Origin of the sequence: Microcoleus sp. Pol10D4 (genome assembly GCF_036701555.1) — a bacterium.
Taxonomy (GTDB): Bacteria; Cyanobacteriota; Cyanobacteriia; order Cyanobacteriales; family Microcoleaceae; genus Microcoleus.
This window is the reverse complement of sequence record NZ_JAUBRA010000006.1, coordinates 86,040-101,002: the sequence shown is the minus strand read 5'-3', so window position 1 is coordinate 101,002 and position 14,963 is coordinate 86,040. Positions and strand designations below refer to the sequence as shown.

Here is a 14,963-nt window from a genome sequence, read left to right as displayed (position 1 = left end):
TTAATTTATTCCGTACTTTTTCCGAATTAGTATTAGTTAACCGAGGTGATGATCAACATAAGTGAGCTTAACAATTCTTCAGCGTCTGTTACACAAAAGTTACCATTAATTTAAAAATACTTAACAGAATTTTAGAAAAAAGTTAGTTAAACTCTAGAAAAGGCAGAAGAAAATTTTAGAGGGTCTAATTATATGACAGCTATTACAACATCAAGAGTGGAATCAATCAAACCGCGCTGGCAAGCAATTGTCATGGTAGCCCTAATTTTCTGGCTCAGCGTTAGCCTGGTTTTGGATCTAGTCATTATGCCCAGTCTCTACGTATCTGGCATGATGACATCTCCCGAGTTTACAACGGCCGGCAATTTAATGTTCTGGGGATTCAACCGCGTTGAGTTAATCTGTTCGGGCCTGGTGACAACGGGTTTGATGGTTTTGAGCAATTTAGTCGGTGACTTCGGCAAGCGCAGCCGCACAGCAATTTTATTATCATTGGTACTTCTGGCGATCGCCCTGATTGACACCTACGCCCTGACACCCCAAATGAGCGCCTTGGGAATGCAGCTAAATCTGTTCGATTCCGCAGCAGAAGTACCCGCTGGGATGAATCTACTGCACCAAGGCTATTTTGCATTGGAAGCCCTGAAGTTGGCTGTCGCCGGTACGCTGCTGGGCTGGTGCTACCAAAACCAAGTTTAATCGACACAAGACTCAGAGGTTGAGTTGAGAAAAACTCAACATTTAGCAGCAGGCATGAATTCACGCCCGCTGCTAATTTTTTTTAAATTTTAAGGCGATCGTAAACACCGGATTTGATATTCATCGGCGTTAATCTGTGTTGCATCTGCCCTCATCTGCGGTTAAAAAAAGAGAATGTATTAACCGCAGATGACAAGGGATTGACGCTGATTCACGCAGATGAAAAGAATAGAGAGATGAATAATCTCCGATGCTAACAGATTTGATCTAACTATACTTTCAAGTTTCCTGAACCCGCGCAAAAACGGATACTTGCGAACAACTCCTCCCGTGGAGAAAGCAAAATTTTAGACTTTTGTTCAAACTCCCAGATTCATCTGTAGAATAAATCTAAAATCTAAAATCTAAAATCTAAAATCGACTGAGGACACGCCTTACTCGGATGCTTCCGGTAAATCTGCTTTTGGCCACAGCAAGCGCAAGCCCATTACCGCAAATCCGATCGCTGCGAGTCCCTTTACCAGTCGTTCCGGCAACACCTCTGCCGTGCTGAAGCCAATGCCCACACCGATTAAACTCGCCAGCAGCAGGGCCGACGCGGTGCCGAAAAATACAGCCCGCGGCGAGTTACAACTACTGCCCAGGGCGATCGCAGCTAATTGACTTTTGTCTCCCAATTCTGACAAAAACACTGTAATAAAACTGATGCCCAAAAGTTGCCAGTCCATGTTTTTTTAGTTCTTAGTTAGCTATTGTAGAAATCTAGGACTTACCGACAAGGCAGACAATTAACCCAGCACTTCCCACAGCAGAACCGCCGAAATCGTCAGTAAAATCACTCCGGCTGCTCTCTCCAAAGTTCTCGGAGCAATCCGACTAGCCAGCCACCTTCCCAGCAACACCCCCAGCAAACTGGTCGCTATCAAAGCCGAACCCGCACCCACAAACACGATCCAAGGATTTCGAGATTCAGCCGTCATCAGCAAAATCGCGAGCTGAGTTTTGTCTCCAATTTCAGCTAAAAAAATAGTTGCAAAAGTCGAAGCAAAAATTGCCCAGTGCTTGGGCTTCAGTTTCTTTTGTTCCTGACAAATATCGGGATTGATAGTCCCTGAGAGTTCAGCGGGCTCCGGGGTTAAAGCAGCACAAATCTCAGTAACCTCTTTTATTTGTAGTTGTACCTGTTGTGGCAAATCATAATTGAGGTTTACTGAGTCAGAAGCAGACAAGCTTGGCGGAACAGAATCAAGTTTCACGGGCAATGAGTGCTAAACGCTATTTATTTTTGACTTGTACTTTTGATTCTAACTTTCTCGGTGCCTGCTTTTACCAAACCAGGGTCATCTTTTTCCCAGGAGATTTAAGCAACTCATTCCTGGAACCACTCACCGCGCCCAAAAAGGGATACAAGCCCCCAGATTTATCTGTCTAGTCAATCTAAAATCTCAAATCTCAAATCTAAAATTGACTGACTGACTTGCTTCATGTGCCGTAAGTTCGATCGCCCGCGTCTCCCAAACCAGGTACAATAAAGCCCTGTTCGTTGACTATTTCGTCGATCGTTGCGGTGTAAATCATCAAACTGGGGTACTCTGCACTCAGCCTCTTCAAAGCCGGAGGAGCAGCCACCACAGAGATAATCCGAATCAAGCTCGGATCAATTCCCCGCTTCGTCAATTCCTGCATTGTCGCTATAATCGTCCCGCCAGTCGCCAGCATCGGCTCGCTAATTATCACCCGCGTTTGCGGGATAAACTGCGCCGGCAATTTGTTCAAATAACAAGTCGGTTGCAGCGTCTCCTCATTTCTTGCCATGCCGAGGTGGTAAACCGACGCCAGCGGCACAACCGTCTGAATTCCGTCGAGCAGTGCCAAACCTGCCCGCAAAATCGGTACCACAACTAACGGAGCTTCCGGGTTGATAAAAGTTGCCGGACATTCGCCCAAAGGAGTCTGCACCGTTGTTTCCACTGTCGGCAGCCATTCTCGAATCGCCTCGTAAGCCAGCCACCTTCCCAATTCTGTCATTGCAGAACGAAAAAGTACCGATGGGGTAGCGGCGTCGCGGGCAACAGCCAGCCAGTGTTTAATTAACGGATGCGGGGGAACGTAAACGCGCAGTTGCAGGGACATTAGGAAATTGGGGAGATTGCTAGGTTTGAGGGATTTTATGCGGTGCGATCGATCTTCTTCGAGGGCTTCGACAACCGGCGATCGATCGCTCTGTGCAACTTATCACATCCTTGAGGGCGCATACAAGCCAGAGATTGAGTTAGAACCCATTCGCCGATCGACCTCCATCACCTTATTGAAATATTTTTCTAATAGTATTGACATTAATTAGCAACAAGGATATAGTGATTTTTAGTGTTCTCCTCTCAAAGGATCGGCAGACGGGGGCAGTCGGCAATGGTAGACTGTTCCCGCATTTTTTTTTGAAGCTGGGGCATTGAGCGTTGGGCATCGGCCAAACAGGGCATCGGGCAAACAGGGCATCGGGCATTGCCGAACTTCGGTCTTCTTGACATCCGTTACATCCGCTACATAATCCGTTGCCGAACTTCTTGCTTCGGGAGCGATCGACTGTAAAATCATAGAAATATTAAGATTTTTAACCGAATGTCAGCTCCTACCCAATCCCAGTTATTTCCTTCCAACTCCCGCCCAACAGAGCAAGAGTTTGATGTAATTGTCATCGGTTCCGGCATTGGCGGACTCGTGACAGCCACTCAGCTAGCCGCTAAGAAAGCCAAAGTTTTAGTGCTCGAAAGCTATACAATTCCGGGGGGTAGTGCTGGATATTTCGATCGAGAAGGCTACAGATTCGATGTCGGCGCCTCCATGATTTTTGGTTTCGGACAGCGTGGCACAACCAACCTCCTCACCCGCGCCCTGAAAGCAGTCAACGTCACCTTAGAAACGATTCCCGACCCCGTACAGCTTCACTATCACTTACCCAGCGGCTTGGAACTTGAAGTTCCCCAGGCTTATGAGAAATACTTGCAAGAATTAACTGACAGGTTCCCTCACGAACGCGAAGGAATCCACAAATTTTACGGCGAATGCTGGAACGTCTTCAACTGCCTCAACGGCATGGAATTGCTATCTCTAGAAGAACCCGGATATCTGGTTCGAGTCTTTTTTCAGAATCCTTTAGCCTGTTTGGGATTAGTAAAATATCTGCCTCAAAATACTGGCGACATTGCGCGGCGCTACATCAAAGACCCTACTTTGCTGAAATTTATCGACATGGAATGCTACTACTGGTCTGTAGTACCCGCAGACTTGACGCCGATGATCAATGCCGGAATGGTATTTTCCGACAGACATTACGGCGGCATCAATTATCCCAAAGGCGGAGTCGGTCAAATCGCCCAAAAATTAGTCGAAGGATTAGAAAAATGCGGCGGGCAAATTCAATACAAAGCTAAGGCGAAAAAAATTATTACAGAAAACGGCCGCGCTGTCGGAGTAGAGCTAGCAACCGGCGAAGTTTACCGGGCAAAGCGGATAGTTTCTAACGCCACGCGCTGGGACACTTTTGAGAAATTGCTGTCTGCCGAAGAGATGCCCGCTAGCGAAAAGAAATGGCAGCAGCGCTATCAAAAAGCCCCCAGTTTCTTGAGTTTGCATTTGGGAGTGGAAGCAAGCGTAATCCCTGCAGGTAGTGCCTGCCACCATATTTTATTAGAAGATTGGAACCAAATGGAAGCGCCGGAGGGAACTGTTTTGGTGTCAATTCCGACGGTGCTCGACCCGGATTTAGCTCCCGCAGGATATCACATCGTTCACGCTTTTACTTCGAGTTGGATGGAAGAGTGGGAAGGACTTTCGCAGCAGGAATACGAGGAGAAAAAGGAAGAGGCTGCAGGAAGAATTATTGAAAGATTAGAAAAGATTTTTCCCGGTTTAGATGCCGGTTTGGATTATATGGAAGTTGGGACAGCGCGTTCTCACCGCCGCTTTTTGGGGCGCGAAGATGGAACTTACGGGCCGATTCCGCGACAGAAGCTAATGGGTTTGCTGGGAATGCCGTTTAATCGAACTTCTATGCCTGGTTTATATTGTGTGGGTGACAGTACGTTTCCCGGACAGGGTTTAAATGCGGTGGCGTTTTCTGGGTTTGCTTGCGCGCACCGAATAGCGGTTGATTTGGGTTTTTAGTGGTAATGGTAGGGTGCGTCAGATTGTTCGCTTGAAATACGACATAAAATGTGAGGCTCCGGGGCAGCCTACAAAAATACTAAAAACCCGGTTTCTGGGGAGAAACCGGGTTTTTAACCTCAAAATTGGTGTTTTCCATTCTTTTAACGAGTTTACTGGTCGTAGCTGCCGCCGACGCCGATTTGGGTATTGTAGATTTTTGCATCAGTGATGGTCATATCTTCCATTGATGCGCCGGATACGTCAGCGGTGTTAATGATAGCCGCGGTCAGATTTGCCCGATCGAGGTCTGCGTCATTTAAACTAGCATTAGTCAGGAAAACTTTAGTTAAGTTAGCACCCGTCAAGTCAGCACCCGTCAAGTCAGCACCTTCGAGGTTTGCCTGAGATAGGTTTGCTCCTCGTAAATTTGCTTCTCTCAAATCAGCACCAATTAAATGAGCTCCCGTTAAATCGGCTCCCGACAAGTCGCACTTAAAACATTGCCCGGTTGACAATAACTGTTCGACGTGAACGGGATTTTCAGCGCGAGCCGGGCCTGCCAACACTAGGGGAGCAATTAAAAAAGTAGCGGCGAATAGATTGCGTTTCATAATCTCTTTTCCTCACAGACTCTGTATTCAAGTTCTTGTCTTGATATCTACAATCGTACCATGGTTGTTTTCGCAACTTGCGATCTAATTCACACATTGGCTGTGATATCGATTGCCCTCAACAACGCATACATGGTCTCGACCAGCTTGCCAAACTTAATTTTGCAAAACTTAACACTGCCGAACTTAATACAGTGCCTTTTTGTAGTAACCTTTTCTAGGTTAGCTAATACAGCCAACAGATGCGTCTTTCTGAAGAGGGAGATGATTCGCAATGCTATGGATGATTTTAGCCGATAATCTTATCGCAAAAAGTTCACAACAAATACATTATTTTTAATAAATGTGTCACGGGATAGAAAATTTAACTTAAAATAAAGATAAGCTTCTAACTTTATAGGTAGAAGAAAAGCAGTCACTGGCCCGATCCCCAGCCCAAGCTCTGCTGCATTTTTAACAATAAATTTTAATTAGGTCTCACCAGCGCCGTAAAAATCCACCTAGTGCTTGGAAATCAGCACTTTTTTGGAATGTCGCAGATTCCACGCGATCGCAAAACTCAATTAAATATGCTCAAAAACGATTCATCCAAGTATCTGCCCACCTTAGCTCAAGTAATAGACCGCTACCCCTTGACAGTGGCGCCCGATACCCCACTAGCAGAAGTAATTACCCTGATGGGCCAACGGCGCCCAAGTTGCTCTCTAAACGCAGTCATTCCACCAACCGATATCTATCAGCCACTAACAGAAATCGTAAATCCGCCCACATCAAGTGCATTCAGAGACGCCACAGGTATCTGCGTCTTTGTCGTGGAAAAATCACTCTTAAAATTATCCTCGCCTTGTGCTCCACATTCTCAATTGCAAGGAATCTTCACAGAAAGGGATCTTGTCGATTTGATTGCCTCGGGCAAAAACTTAAAAGGTGTCACCATCGCACAAGTGATGAGGCAGCCGACAGCAACTCTGACAAAATCCGAGAGTCAAGACATTTTCAGCGCCCTAATTCTGCTGGGGCAACGAAGAATTAAGCATCTGCCAATATTGGATAGTGAAGGTCAACTCTTAGGAGTAATTACGCCGGAAAGCATCCGCCAAGCCATGCTCAAACCGGCAAATATCTTAAAAATGCGCTGCGTGAAAGAAGTAATGACCGCACAAGTCATTCAAGCACCTCGCTCCGCGTCAGTTAGGAGTTTAGCTGAGTTGATGGCGCAGCACCGCGTTAGCTGCGTAGTAATTACTGAATCAACAGAATTATCGAGGGATTCACCGTTCCCTATTCCAGTAGGTATAGTCACAGAACGGGATATTGTGGAATTTCAAGCTTTAGATATAGATTTGTCGCAAACGATCGCCCAAACAGTGATGAGTACCCCCTTATTTAGCCTCAAGCAAGAAGACTCGCTGTGGGTAGCTCATCAGGAAATGCACCAGCGTTTAGTCCGCAGGTTGGTAGTAACGGGAGAATGCGGAGAACTCCTGGGAATAGTTACTCAAACCAACATACTGCGCGTACTTGACCCCATGGAAATGTCCGGGGCGATCGATGTTCTGCACGATTCAGTGGCAGAAAGAACTAGGGAATTGGAAAAAGCGATCGCATCCCTCAGCTTGACTAACGCCAGACTAGAAAGCGAAATTGCTATCCGCGTTAGGGCCGAGGCCAGACTCCACCTTTTAGAATCTGCTGTAGTGAACGCTAACGACGCAATCGTGATTATGGATGCCGGAGACAGCGATATCTCCGACCCCACCATCATCTATGCCAACGAAGCTTTTACCCAAATGACGGGCTACCTACCCCAAGAAATCATCGGACAAACCCCCAGTTGCTTGCGCGGCCCAGAAAGCGACCCCACCCAAGTCGCTAAAATTCGCCTGGGTTTCTCTCGCCGAGAACCCCTACGCCTAGAATTGATTAACTACCGCAAAGACGGTTCAACTTATTGGGTGGAACTCAACAGCGTACCCATTGCCGATACCTCCGGGAACGTTACCAACTGGGTGTCCGTGCAGCGAGATATTACCGATCGCAAGCGCATGGAACAAGCATTTTTTGAAGAAAAAGAACTCGCTCAGGTAACACTACAATCGATCGGCGATGCCGTCATCACTACTGACGCCGACGGCTGTATTTCCACCCTGAATCCAGTTGCCGAAACACTCACGGGTTGGTCTACCTCGGCAGCTAAAGGTTTGCCCCTCGCCAGCGTGCTGAGAATAGTTGACGAAACTACCAGGCTGCCGATCGAAAATATCGCCGAAATCGCTTTGTGCGAAGGTCGGATTGTTGACCAAGGGCGCAACAATTTGCTGATTGCCCACAACAACACCGAATTTGCGATCGACCACTGCGTCGCCCCCATCCACGCTAGCAGCGGCGAAATTGTCGGGGCCGTTGTTGTGTTCCGAGATGTCACCCAAGTGCGAACTCAAGCGCGGCAACTCACCTGGCAGGCAACTCATGACCCCCTGACGCAATTAGTCAACCGCCGGGAATTTGAGTACCAGCTAGAGCACGCCCTACACGGCGCTCAAGGTTACGGCCAAGAACACGTGATGCTTTACCTGGATCTCGATCGCTTCAAAATAGTTAACGACACCTGCGGTCATGCTGCTGGGGACGAACTGCTGCGCCAAGTCAGCCAGCTATTTAAAAGCAATATCCACAAAACCGATATTTTGGCGCGTCTCGGCGGCGATGAATTTGCCGTACTCCTGTACAATCGTCCCGTCGAACGAGGATTGAATGTTGCGGAAACGCTGCTGCGAAGCATTCAGGGCTTCCGCTTTGCGTGGCAGGACAAAACTTTTTCGATCGGCGTCAGTATCGGTTTGGTAGCAATCAATCCCAAAACAGCCTCGACATCTGCGATTTTGAGCGCCGCCGATATGGCCTGCTACGCTGCTAAAAATAAAGGTCGCAACCGGGTACAGGTTTATCAAGCCGGCGATCAAGAATTAATCAAACAGCACGGCGAAACCGAGTGGGTGGTGCAAATTCATCAAGCTTTAGAAGAGAATCGCTTTTGCTTGTACTCTCAGCCGATCGTACCTTTGCTCAACTCTCCCACCACCGGAACCCACTGCGAAATCCTCCTGCGCCTCCAGTTGGAAACTGGTGAGTTGGTGTCGCCGATGGCGTTTATTCCGGCGGCAGAACGCTACAACTTGATGCACGCGATCGACCGCTGGGTAATTCGCACTTTATTTAGCAATTTATCTAAAATTTTCACGGCAAATTTATTAGTCCAAAACCCCGATGTAGACAGCGATAAAATAGTTACCTTCCCTGCTTGCTCTCTTTTGTCTGATCTGCCATCGTCATTTGGCAAATATCCCAACCTTTATTCAATTAACCTTTCTGGGGACAGCCTCAACGAAGAAAAGTTTATCGAGTTTATTCAGGAACAGTTTTCCATCCATCAAATACCGCCGCAAATAATTTGTTTTGAAATTACCGAAACCGTGGCGATCGGTAATCTCAGCAAGGCTGCCAGCTTGATTTGGCAACTCAAGGAACTAGGCTGCCAGTTTGCCTTGGACGACTTCGGCAGCGGGATGTCTTCCTTTGCTTACCTCAAAAGCTTGCCGGTTGATTATCTCAAAATAGACGGCAATTTTATTAAGAATATTGTCGATAATCCTATTGATATCGCAATGGTGGAAGCTATTACCAAAATCGCTCACGTCATGGGAATTAAAACTATTGCCGAGTATGTTGAAAATCAAACAATTATGGATAAACTCAATGAACTTGGGGTAGATTACGCTCAAGGTTATCATTTGGGCAAGCCTCAACCTTGTAACTTCACCTCTCCTATTTTAGAGGAAGTTTTGGGGGAGTTTCCTGTTAATTCTTTGGCTTTTGAGGGTAAGCTGGCTTGTTGAAGAAGGATGTTGGGCAAGGAGCAAGCAATGGGATTTAACGGATTTAAGGGAGGGATGTTGAGGGAACAAGGAAAAGGGAGATGTTAAGTTGTGATCTCAATTCCCCATTCCCCCTTTTCCATTACCCATTACCTTCTACAATTGTTTCCGCTGCTTCAATGTACTGACTGTCTAACAGAAAAGCACCTTTGTCAAAGCGAATTCCCCAATAATTGCCGGGACGCCGATCGATCACAACGCCTTCGGCGCCGATCGCAATTAAATTCGCAGGCCGCAGCATTGGCATCGGTTCGGCAGTTTTGACGTAAGGTGGCATTGCCACAACTCGGACTTTTTGACCGATTGTAAATTCTTTTTCCATAAGTTTTATTGCCTAAAAAAACACGGCGATAAAGGAATTTTAACAAAGAATGTTTTTGTTTGATTGATTGATTAGGGAAGATAATAAAATGGAGAACTATGAAGCGTAATTAAGGGAATTATCGGCAAAATTATTGATATTTTAGGGTACCATCTTCGTTATATTCAAGTTCATAATATTTTCCCCCTAACCCTAAGTCATGAATACATCGTTGGTAGTTTTTGGCTCCCATATCGAAAGGGTTAGTTCTGTTCAATCTTGCCCATTCAGCTATATTTAGCTGGTTAGTTACCCCTGAAGCATCGGCTACGGTTTTGACAATCCAATCAAACATTTTTTTTCCTCTAAGCTGTCTCTCACTCTACCTCTCTATATTAGCTATATATTCACCTATAGGCAATCAAACATTTTTTTCCTCTAAGCTGTATCTCACCCCGAACTCGGACGATCGCCCGTAACACCCATGACCGATCGCGCTACAATTGTCAATCGGGATGAAAATGGCTGATTAGGAAAGTAGAGGAGTAGGTGTTATGGCTACAAGTCGTCGCATTGAGCGTGTAGCTTCAATGGTTAAACGGGAAGTCAGCCTGATGTTGCTGAATGGAATCAAGGACGATCGGGTAGGTGCCGGTATGGTTAGCGTTACCGACGTAATTGTTTCTGGAGACCTTCAGCATACAAAAATTTTTGTCAGCATCTACGGTACTGATGAGGCGAAGGCTGAAACTATGGAAGGTTTGAAATCTGCTACTAGCTACGTCCGCAACCAGTTGGGCCAACGATTGCAACTGCGCCGGACGCCGGAAGTGATTTTTCTCGAAGACCGTTCTTTGGAACGGGGCGATAAAATGTTGATACTGCTGAATCAGCTTTCTGCCGATCGCAAACCGGGTATGTTTGATGACGAAGAATTGGCCGATGGCAATGAAAATGATGATGATGATTTAGAAGCAGACGAGGATTAGGTCTGAAGGTAGTCAACAGCCCAAAGTCAACAGTCAACAGTCAACAGTCAACAAACAATTCCTAATTTCCCATGATTGACAATCTTTCCTTGCCCGAACTGGTAGCCCAGATGTTCGTGGTGCGCGCTTCTGGCTGCTTGTTCGACCACCAAATTCGCTATCCCGAATGGGAACCAACTGCTAGCAAACTCCGCTATTATCTGGAAAAGTTGGGCGTCGGCGGTGTGATTTTGGTCGGGGGAAGTGCTGCGGAGTTGGCAGTTCGATCGCACCAATTGCAGTCTTGGGCAAAGTTTCCGCTACTGCTGGCGGCTGATATTGAGGAAGGTGTCGGCCAGCGGTTCGCGGGGGCGACTTGGTTCGGGCCGCCGATGGCGATTGCTGAAATTGCGCGGCACGATGCAGGTAAAGCCGATCGATATGCTGAACAAATGGGCGCTGTCACTGCGATCGAAGCTAGGGCGATCGGTCTAAATTGGATTCTCGCACCAGTGGTTGATGTTAACAACAATCCCGACAATCCTGTGATTAACGTCCGCGCTTTTGGCGAGACACCGGAAATTGTCGGGAAGTTAGCCGCTGCTTTTATTCGCGGCGCAGGTGAGCACCCGGTTTTGACTACAGCTAAGCATTTTCCCGGCCACGGAGACACGGCGGTTGATTCTCACTTGGAATTGCCGGTTTTGCCGCATTCGCCAGCGAGATTGGCCGAGGTTGAGTTGCCTTCGTTTGTTGAGGCGATCGCTGCTGGGGTCGATGCTGTGATGAGTGCTCACTTGCTGATTCCGACTTGGGATGCCGAGTTTCCTGCTACTCTTTCTCGCAAAATTTTGATCGGGAAGCTGCGAGAAGAGTTGGGATTTGAAGGTTTGATTGTGACGGATGCTTTGGTGATGGGCGCGATCGCCAATAAGTACGGCGCTAATGAAGCTGCTGTTTTGGCTGCTGAGGCTGGTGCTGATGTTTTGCTGATGCCACTTGACCCGGAAGGGGCGATTCTCGCGGTCTGCGAAGCTGTCACTCAAGGGCGGATTTCAATATCACAAATTAAGGAATCTGTCAAGCGCATTTGGAAAGCGAAAATAAAGGTGGGTATGTTGATTTCTGACCCCCCCCAACCCCCCCTTGCTAAGGGGGGGAGCAAGAATTTACAATCCCTGGAGTCGATCGACTTAAGTTTGCTGGCAAACCCACAGGCAAGGGCAACTGCTGCCGATATTTTGCGAGATTCTTTGAAATTTGGTGGCAATCTACCTTTGCAGGTTGCAAAACCCCCAGAAAACCAGCTTTTGCGGAATTTGATTGTTGTAGATGATGTTTTGGGGTGCGAGTTTTTGGGAAACCACACTCCTGCCATCGCCCTTCCGGAACAGTTTGGTTACGAATTGCAACTGATTGACGATCGCACAGGTGCGATCGCTGATAATACAGGTGCAGAGCATTTTTCTCCGACACTGCTGCAAATTTTCATTCGTGGCAATTGCTTCCGAGGCAGTGCAGGTTTGACCGAAGCAGCTCAAGATTGGTTTAAGAAATTATTAAAGACGGGAGAACTGCAAGCTGTGTTAATTTACGGCAGTCCCTACGTTTTAGAGCAATTTTTGCCACACTTGCCTCCGAGTATTCCTTATGTATTTTGTTATGGGCAAATGCCGGCAGCGCAATCTCTCGTTCTAGAAGTGCTATTCGGCATTGACGGAACTGGTAATGCTTGAGTTGCCCGACTCCTAAATCTTTCCTTTGGTGTTTCCGTCAGGACTTAAATTCATCAACCCGGTTTCTCGCAAGAAATGTTGCCTTTGGTGGCAAAGCATCCAGAAACCGGGAATCCGATGCGGGTTCCTAAGTTCTGAATTGAACTTTCCAGCAGATCCGCCTGCTTATGGGGAAAATGTGCTGTTTATCAATATCCTAAGACAGATCCCATCACTTACTAATGATTCGTATAATTTATTTTTATTTACGGCAGTGAATTGTATAGCTGTATACGGACAAAATTTAACTTCCATATTCGTAAGTTTGGACTATATTATTACCAGGGCCATAAAATTTTTTAGTAAAACATTGAGGGCGCATTATGATTCACTCCACTATTCCCCAAATCCAATACTCTTTAGATGTGATCCAAGATGAAGCGCGTCACCTTGTCCACGAGGGCGTACTGAGCCGCCAACAGCCTATATACACGCTTTGCCAATTCATTCCGCCCCGGGAATGGGCTTGTGTAGAGTGCGAATTAGAAAAATGCGACTTCTTGCTGCGCGATCGCATTGCCGACCTGATCGGTTCTGAAAAATGGGACAATGACTAAATTTTGGTTCTCTTAAATTAAGTTGGCAAGTAAACTCCGGCTGTGTTAAAGACTCTTGATTCTTTAATGCTGGGAATTTTCGGCGCGCAAATTTTCCAACTCGGCCCTCAGCGCTGCCATGTGTGCAGTTAATTCTTGAATCTCTAGCTTTACGTTAGGCTGTACAACCGACTCGGGAGAAGCATCAGTCGCTGCATCTGATTGCTTGGGCGAGACAGATTCACTGTCTGCATTCTCCCGATCGCCCGGTTGAGAGAAAATAGTATCTACAAAATTCCGGGCTTCTCGCTCAGTCATTTCTCCTTTTTCCAGCAGTTCATCGGCTAGCTGGCCAAAATCTGACTTAAGTTTGTCAAGATTTTCTTCTCGCTTCAGGGGATCTTGCAATGTCTCAATTAAAAAGGAAGTTGCACCTAAAGTTAGGTGAAATCCTGTTTGCAGCATTTGAGGCAGGTTGTCGGGATTCATCTAAAAATGCCGCTAGAACGTTTTTCTGAGTTTTTGGTTCGCTAGTTGCTCCCAAGTCGGGGCGTAAAGCCGCTTCTTAGCCCGAAGATGCTGGCGTTGTGGGTCGCGATCGCCCCGATTCAGGAAATATCAGCTTTTGGGGGGACGTTTTACCGTTGTGCCAATACTAATCGTACCATTACTGCGTAAATTAATAAATGTCAAGTGTAAACTTTTGTAACTACGAATCGAGACTTTCCAACAGGAAGGCTCAGTCTATTTTAGATTTTAGATTTTAGATTTTAGATTGAACAGGACTTAGGCACTGCGACTAAAAAACCCGGTGGCTGATTACCCGTGCGTAAATCCTGTTCAAGCCCATTAAGGATACAGCGCCTCACCGGTGGAGGGGTCAAATATAAATATTCGATCGAAGTCAAGCTGTACCTTTAGTCGATCGCCCGATCGCAAGCGAACACTCGCAGGTACTTGCAACTGTACAGTAGTTTCAGCACTCAACAAAGGCAAACTCGCCCGAATCAAAGTTTCTCGCCCCAGAGGTTCCACTACTTTTACCTCTACATCGAGGGGGACTTTTTCTAAAGCCCAAACATCGGTTTTCAAATCATCATCTTCTACTGTTTGTGGCGTAAAGATTTCTATATTTTCTGGACGGATGCCCAAATCAAACCCTTGTCCTTCTCTCGCCTGCAATTTTTTCTGAATCGAGGGCGGACAGGCTAAAGCTTGATCTCCTATTTGAAAGGATTCGTTAGTATAAATGGCCGGCAAAATGTTCATGGCGGGATTGCCTAAAAATGTGGCAACCATGCGGTTAGCTGGTTTCGCATAAATGCTTTGCGGGTCTCCAATTTGTTGAATTTTTCCCCCATTTAAGACGACAATCTTATCAGCTAAAGTCATCGCTTCCACTTGGTCGTGGGTGACGTAAATTGTGGTAATTCCCAGCCGTTGATGCAGTTGTTTGAGTTCTGCTCTAGTGTCGTCTCGCAGTTGAGCATCGAGGTTAGAAAGCGGTTCATCTAAAAGAAATACTTTCGGTTCGCGGGCGATCGCCCTTCCTAGTGCTACCCGCTGCTGCTGTCCGCCTGATAGCTGTTTGGGCTTACGCTTGAGAAGGTGGTCGATCGAGAGCGATCGGGCTACTGTTTCGACTCGTTCTTGAATTTTAGTCGGGTCAACATTCCGCATCCGCAATCCAAATGCCAAGTTTTCTGCGACAGTCATGTGCGGATAAAGCGCGTAATTTTGAAACACCATTGCTACATCCCGCTGTCTCGCCGGAATGTTGTTAACTAAATTATCTCCGATGTAAAGATTGCCGGAAGTGGCGGTTTCTAAACCTGCAATTGTCCGCATAATTGTCGATTTCCCGCAGCCGGAGGGCCCGACTAATACCCAAAATTCCCCGTCCGGGATTTTGAAGCTGATGTTTTCGATCGCGGTGACGTTTTGGTAGCGTCGGGTAATATTTTCTAAGCGAACATTTGCCATTTTTTAAGT

At 46.7% G+C, this 14,963-nt stretch carries 16 protein-coding genes; 7 read left to right on the top strand and 9 right to left on the bottom strand.

What is annotated here, in order from left to right; all coding sequences use genetic code 11:
• Positions 1-192 precede the first annotated feature (192 nt).
• The gene (locus QUA36_RS05625; protein ID WP_333160250.1) at positions 193-699 is read left to right on the top strand and encodes a hypothetical protein; all 507 of its coding nucleotides are present in this window, start codon (positions 193-195) and stop codon (positions 697-699) included.
• 434 nt (positions 700-1,133) lie between these two features.
• Here the strand turns inward: QUA36_RS05625 and QUA36_RS05620 are convergent, their stop codons facing one another.
• From QUA36_RS05620 to upp, 3 genes are all read right to left on the bottom strand, one after another.
• Positions 1,134-1,427 (bottom strand): TMEM165/GDT1 family protein, encoded by a 294-nt coding sequence (locus tag QUA36_RS05620; RefSeq protein ID WP_333082112.1) that lies wholly within the window; start codon positions 1,425-1,427, stop codon positions 1,134-1,136.
• A 60-nt stretch (positions 1,428-1,487) separates the two neighbouring features.
• Positions 1,488-1,955, bottom strand: a complete 468-nt coding sequence (locus QUA36_RS05615; protein WP_333160252.1) for a TMEM165/GDT1 family protein — start codon at positions 1,953-1,955, stop codon at positions 1,488-1,490.
• A gap of 226 nt (positions 1,956-2,181) precedes the next feature.
• Entirely contained in the window at positions 2,182-2,832 is a 651-nt protein-coding gene (upp, locus tag QUA36_RS05610; RefSeq protein ID WP_333160254.1) for a uracil phosphoribosyltransferase, read from the bottom strand.
• 7 nt (positions 2,833-2,839) lie between these two features.
• On the opposite strand from upp, the gene QUA36_RS05605 reads away from it, so the two are divergent.
• Positions 2,840-3,043 carry a hypothetical protein gene (locus QUA36_RS05605; RefSeq protein ID WP_333160256.1) on the top strand — a complete coding sequence of 68 codons (204 nt, stop codon included), beginning with the start codon at positions 2,840-2,842 and terminating at the stop codon, positions 3,041-3,043.
• A gap of 20 nt (positions 3,044-3,063) precedes the next feature.
• Here QUA36_RS05605 and QUA36_RS05600 read toward each other — a convergent pair whose 3' ends face one another.
• Positions 3,064-3,294 carry a hypothetical protein gene (locus QUA36_RS05600; RefSeq protein WP_333160258.1) on the bottom strand — a complete coding sequence of 77 codons (231 nt, stop codon included), beginning with the start codon at positions 3,292-3,294 and terminating at the stop codon, positions 3,064-3,066.
• Positions 3,295-3,318: 24 nt separating this feature from the next.
• Here QUA36_RS05600 and crtH point away from each other — a divergent pair, with 24 nt between their 5' ends.
• On the top strand, positions 3,319-4,863 hold the full coding sequence (crtH, locus tag QUA36_RS05595) for a carotenoid isomerase (protein ID WP_333160261.1): 1,545 nt from the start codon (positions 3,319-3,321) through the stop codon (positions 4,861-4,863).
• A gap of 152 nt (positions 4,864-5,015) precedes the next feature.
• On the opposite strand, the gene QUA36_RS05590 is transcribed toward crtH, so the two are convergent.
• Positions 5,016-5,456 (bottom strand): pentapeptide repeat-containing protein, encoded by a 441-nt coding sequence (locus QUA36_RS05590; RefSeq protein ID WP_333456032.1) that lies wholly within the window; start codon positions 5,454-5,456, stop codon positions 5,016-5,018.
• Positions 5,457-5,986: 530 nt separating this feature from the next.
• On the opposite strand from QUA36_RS05590, the gene QUA36_RS05585 reads away from it, so the two are divergent.
• Positions 5,987-9,352: an EAL domain-containing protein gene (locus tag QUA36_RS05585; protein WP_333456030.1), complete on the top strand. Its 3,366-nt coding sequence runs from the start codon at positions 5,987-5,989 to the stop codon at positions 9,350-9,352.
• Positions 9,353-9,473: 121 nt separating this feature from the next.
• On the opposite strand, the gene sipA is transcribed toward QUA36_RS05585, so the two are convergent.
• Positions 9,474-9,713: a regulatory protein SipA gene (gene sipA, locus QUA36_RS05580; protein WP_333160268.1), complete on the bottom strand. Its 240-nt coding sequence runs from the start codon at positions 9,711-9,713 to the stop codon at positions 9,474-9,476.
• Positions 9,714-9,843: 130 nt separating this feature from the next.
• Positions 9,844-10,047, bottom strand: coding sequence for a hypothetical protein (locus QUA36_RS05575; protein WP_333456029.1), 204 nt, complete (start codon positions 10,045-10,047; stop codon positions 9,844-9,846).
• Between the two features lie 199 nt (positions 10,048-10,246).
• On the opposite strand from QUA36_RS05575, the gene rbfA reads away from it, so the two are divergent.
• The 3 genes from rbfA to QUA36_RS05560 all read left to right on the top strand — a co-directional run bounded on the left by rbfA (position 10,247) and on the right by QUA36_RS05560 (position 12,992).
• Positions 10,247-10,681, top strand: a complete 435-nt coding sequence (rbfA, locus tag QUA36_RS05570) for a 30S ribosome-binding factor RbfA (RefSeq protein WP_333456027.1) — start codon at positions 10,247-10,249, stop codon at positions 10,679-10,681.
• Positions 10,682-10,752: 71 nt separating this feature from the next.
• The gene (locus QUA36_RS05565) at positions 10,753-12,396 is read left to right on the top strand and encodes a glycoside hydrolase family 3 N-terminal domain-containing protein (protein ID WP_333371986.1); all 1,644 of its coding nucleotides are present in this window, start codon (positions 10,753-10,755) and stop codon (positions 12,394-12,396) included.
• A 362-nt stretch (positions 12,397-12,758) separates the two neighbouring features.
• Entirely contained in the window at positions 12,759-12,992 is a 234-nt protein-coding gene (locus QUA36_RS05560; RefSeq protein WP_333057778.1) for a DUF4327 family protein, read from the top strand.
• 63 nt (positions 12,993-13,055) lie between these two features.
• On the opposite strand, the gene QUA36_RS05555 is transcribed toward QUA36_RS05560, so the two are convergent.
• Positions 13,056-13,460 (bottom strand): hypothetical protein, encoded by a 405-nt coding sequence (locus QUA36_RS05555; RefSeq protein WP_333160274.1) that lies wholly within the window; start codon positions 13,458-13,460, stop codon positions 13,056-13,058.
• A 360-nt stretch (positions 13,461-13,820) separates the two neighbouring features.
• Positions 13,821-14,954, bottom strand: coding sequence for an ABC transporter ATP-binding protein (locus QUA36_RS05550; protein WP_333456025.1), 1,134 nt, complete (start codon positions 14,952-14,954; stop codon positions 13,821-13,823).
• Between the last annotated feature and the right edge of the window lie 9 nt (positions 14,955-14,963).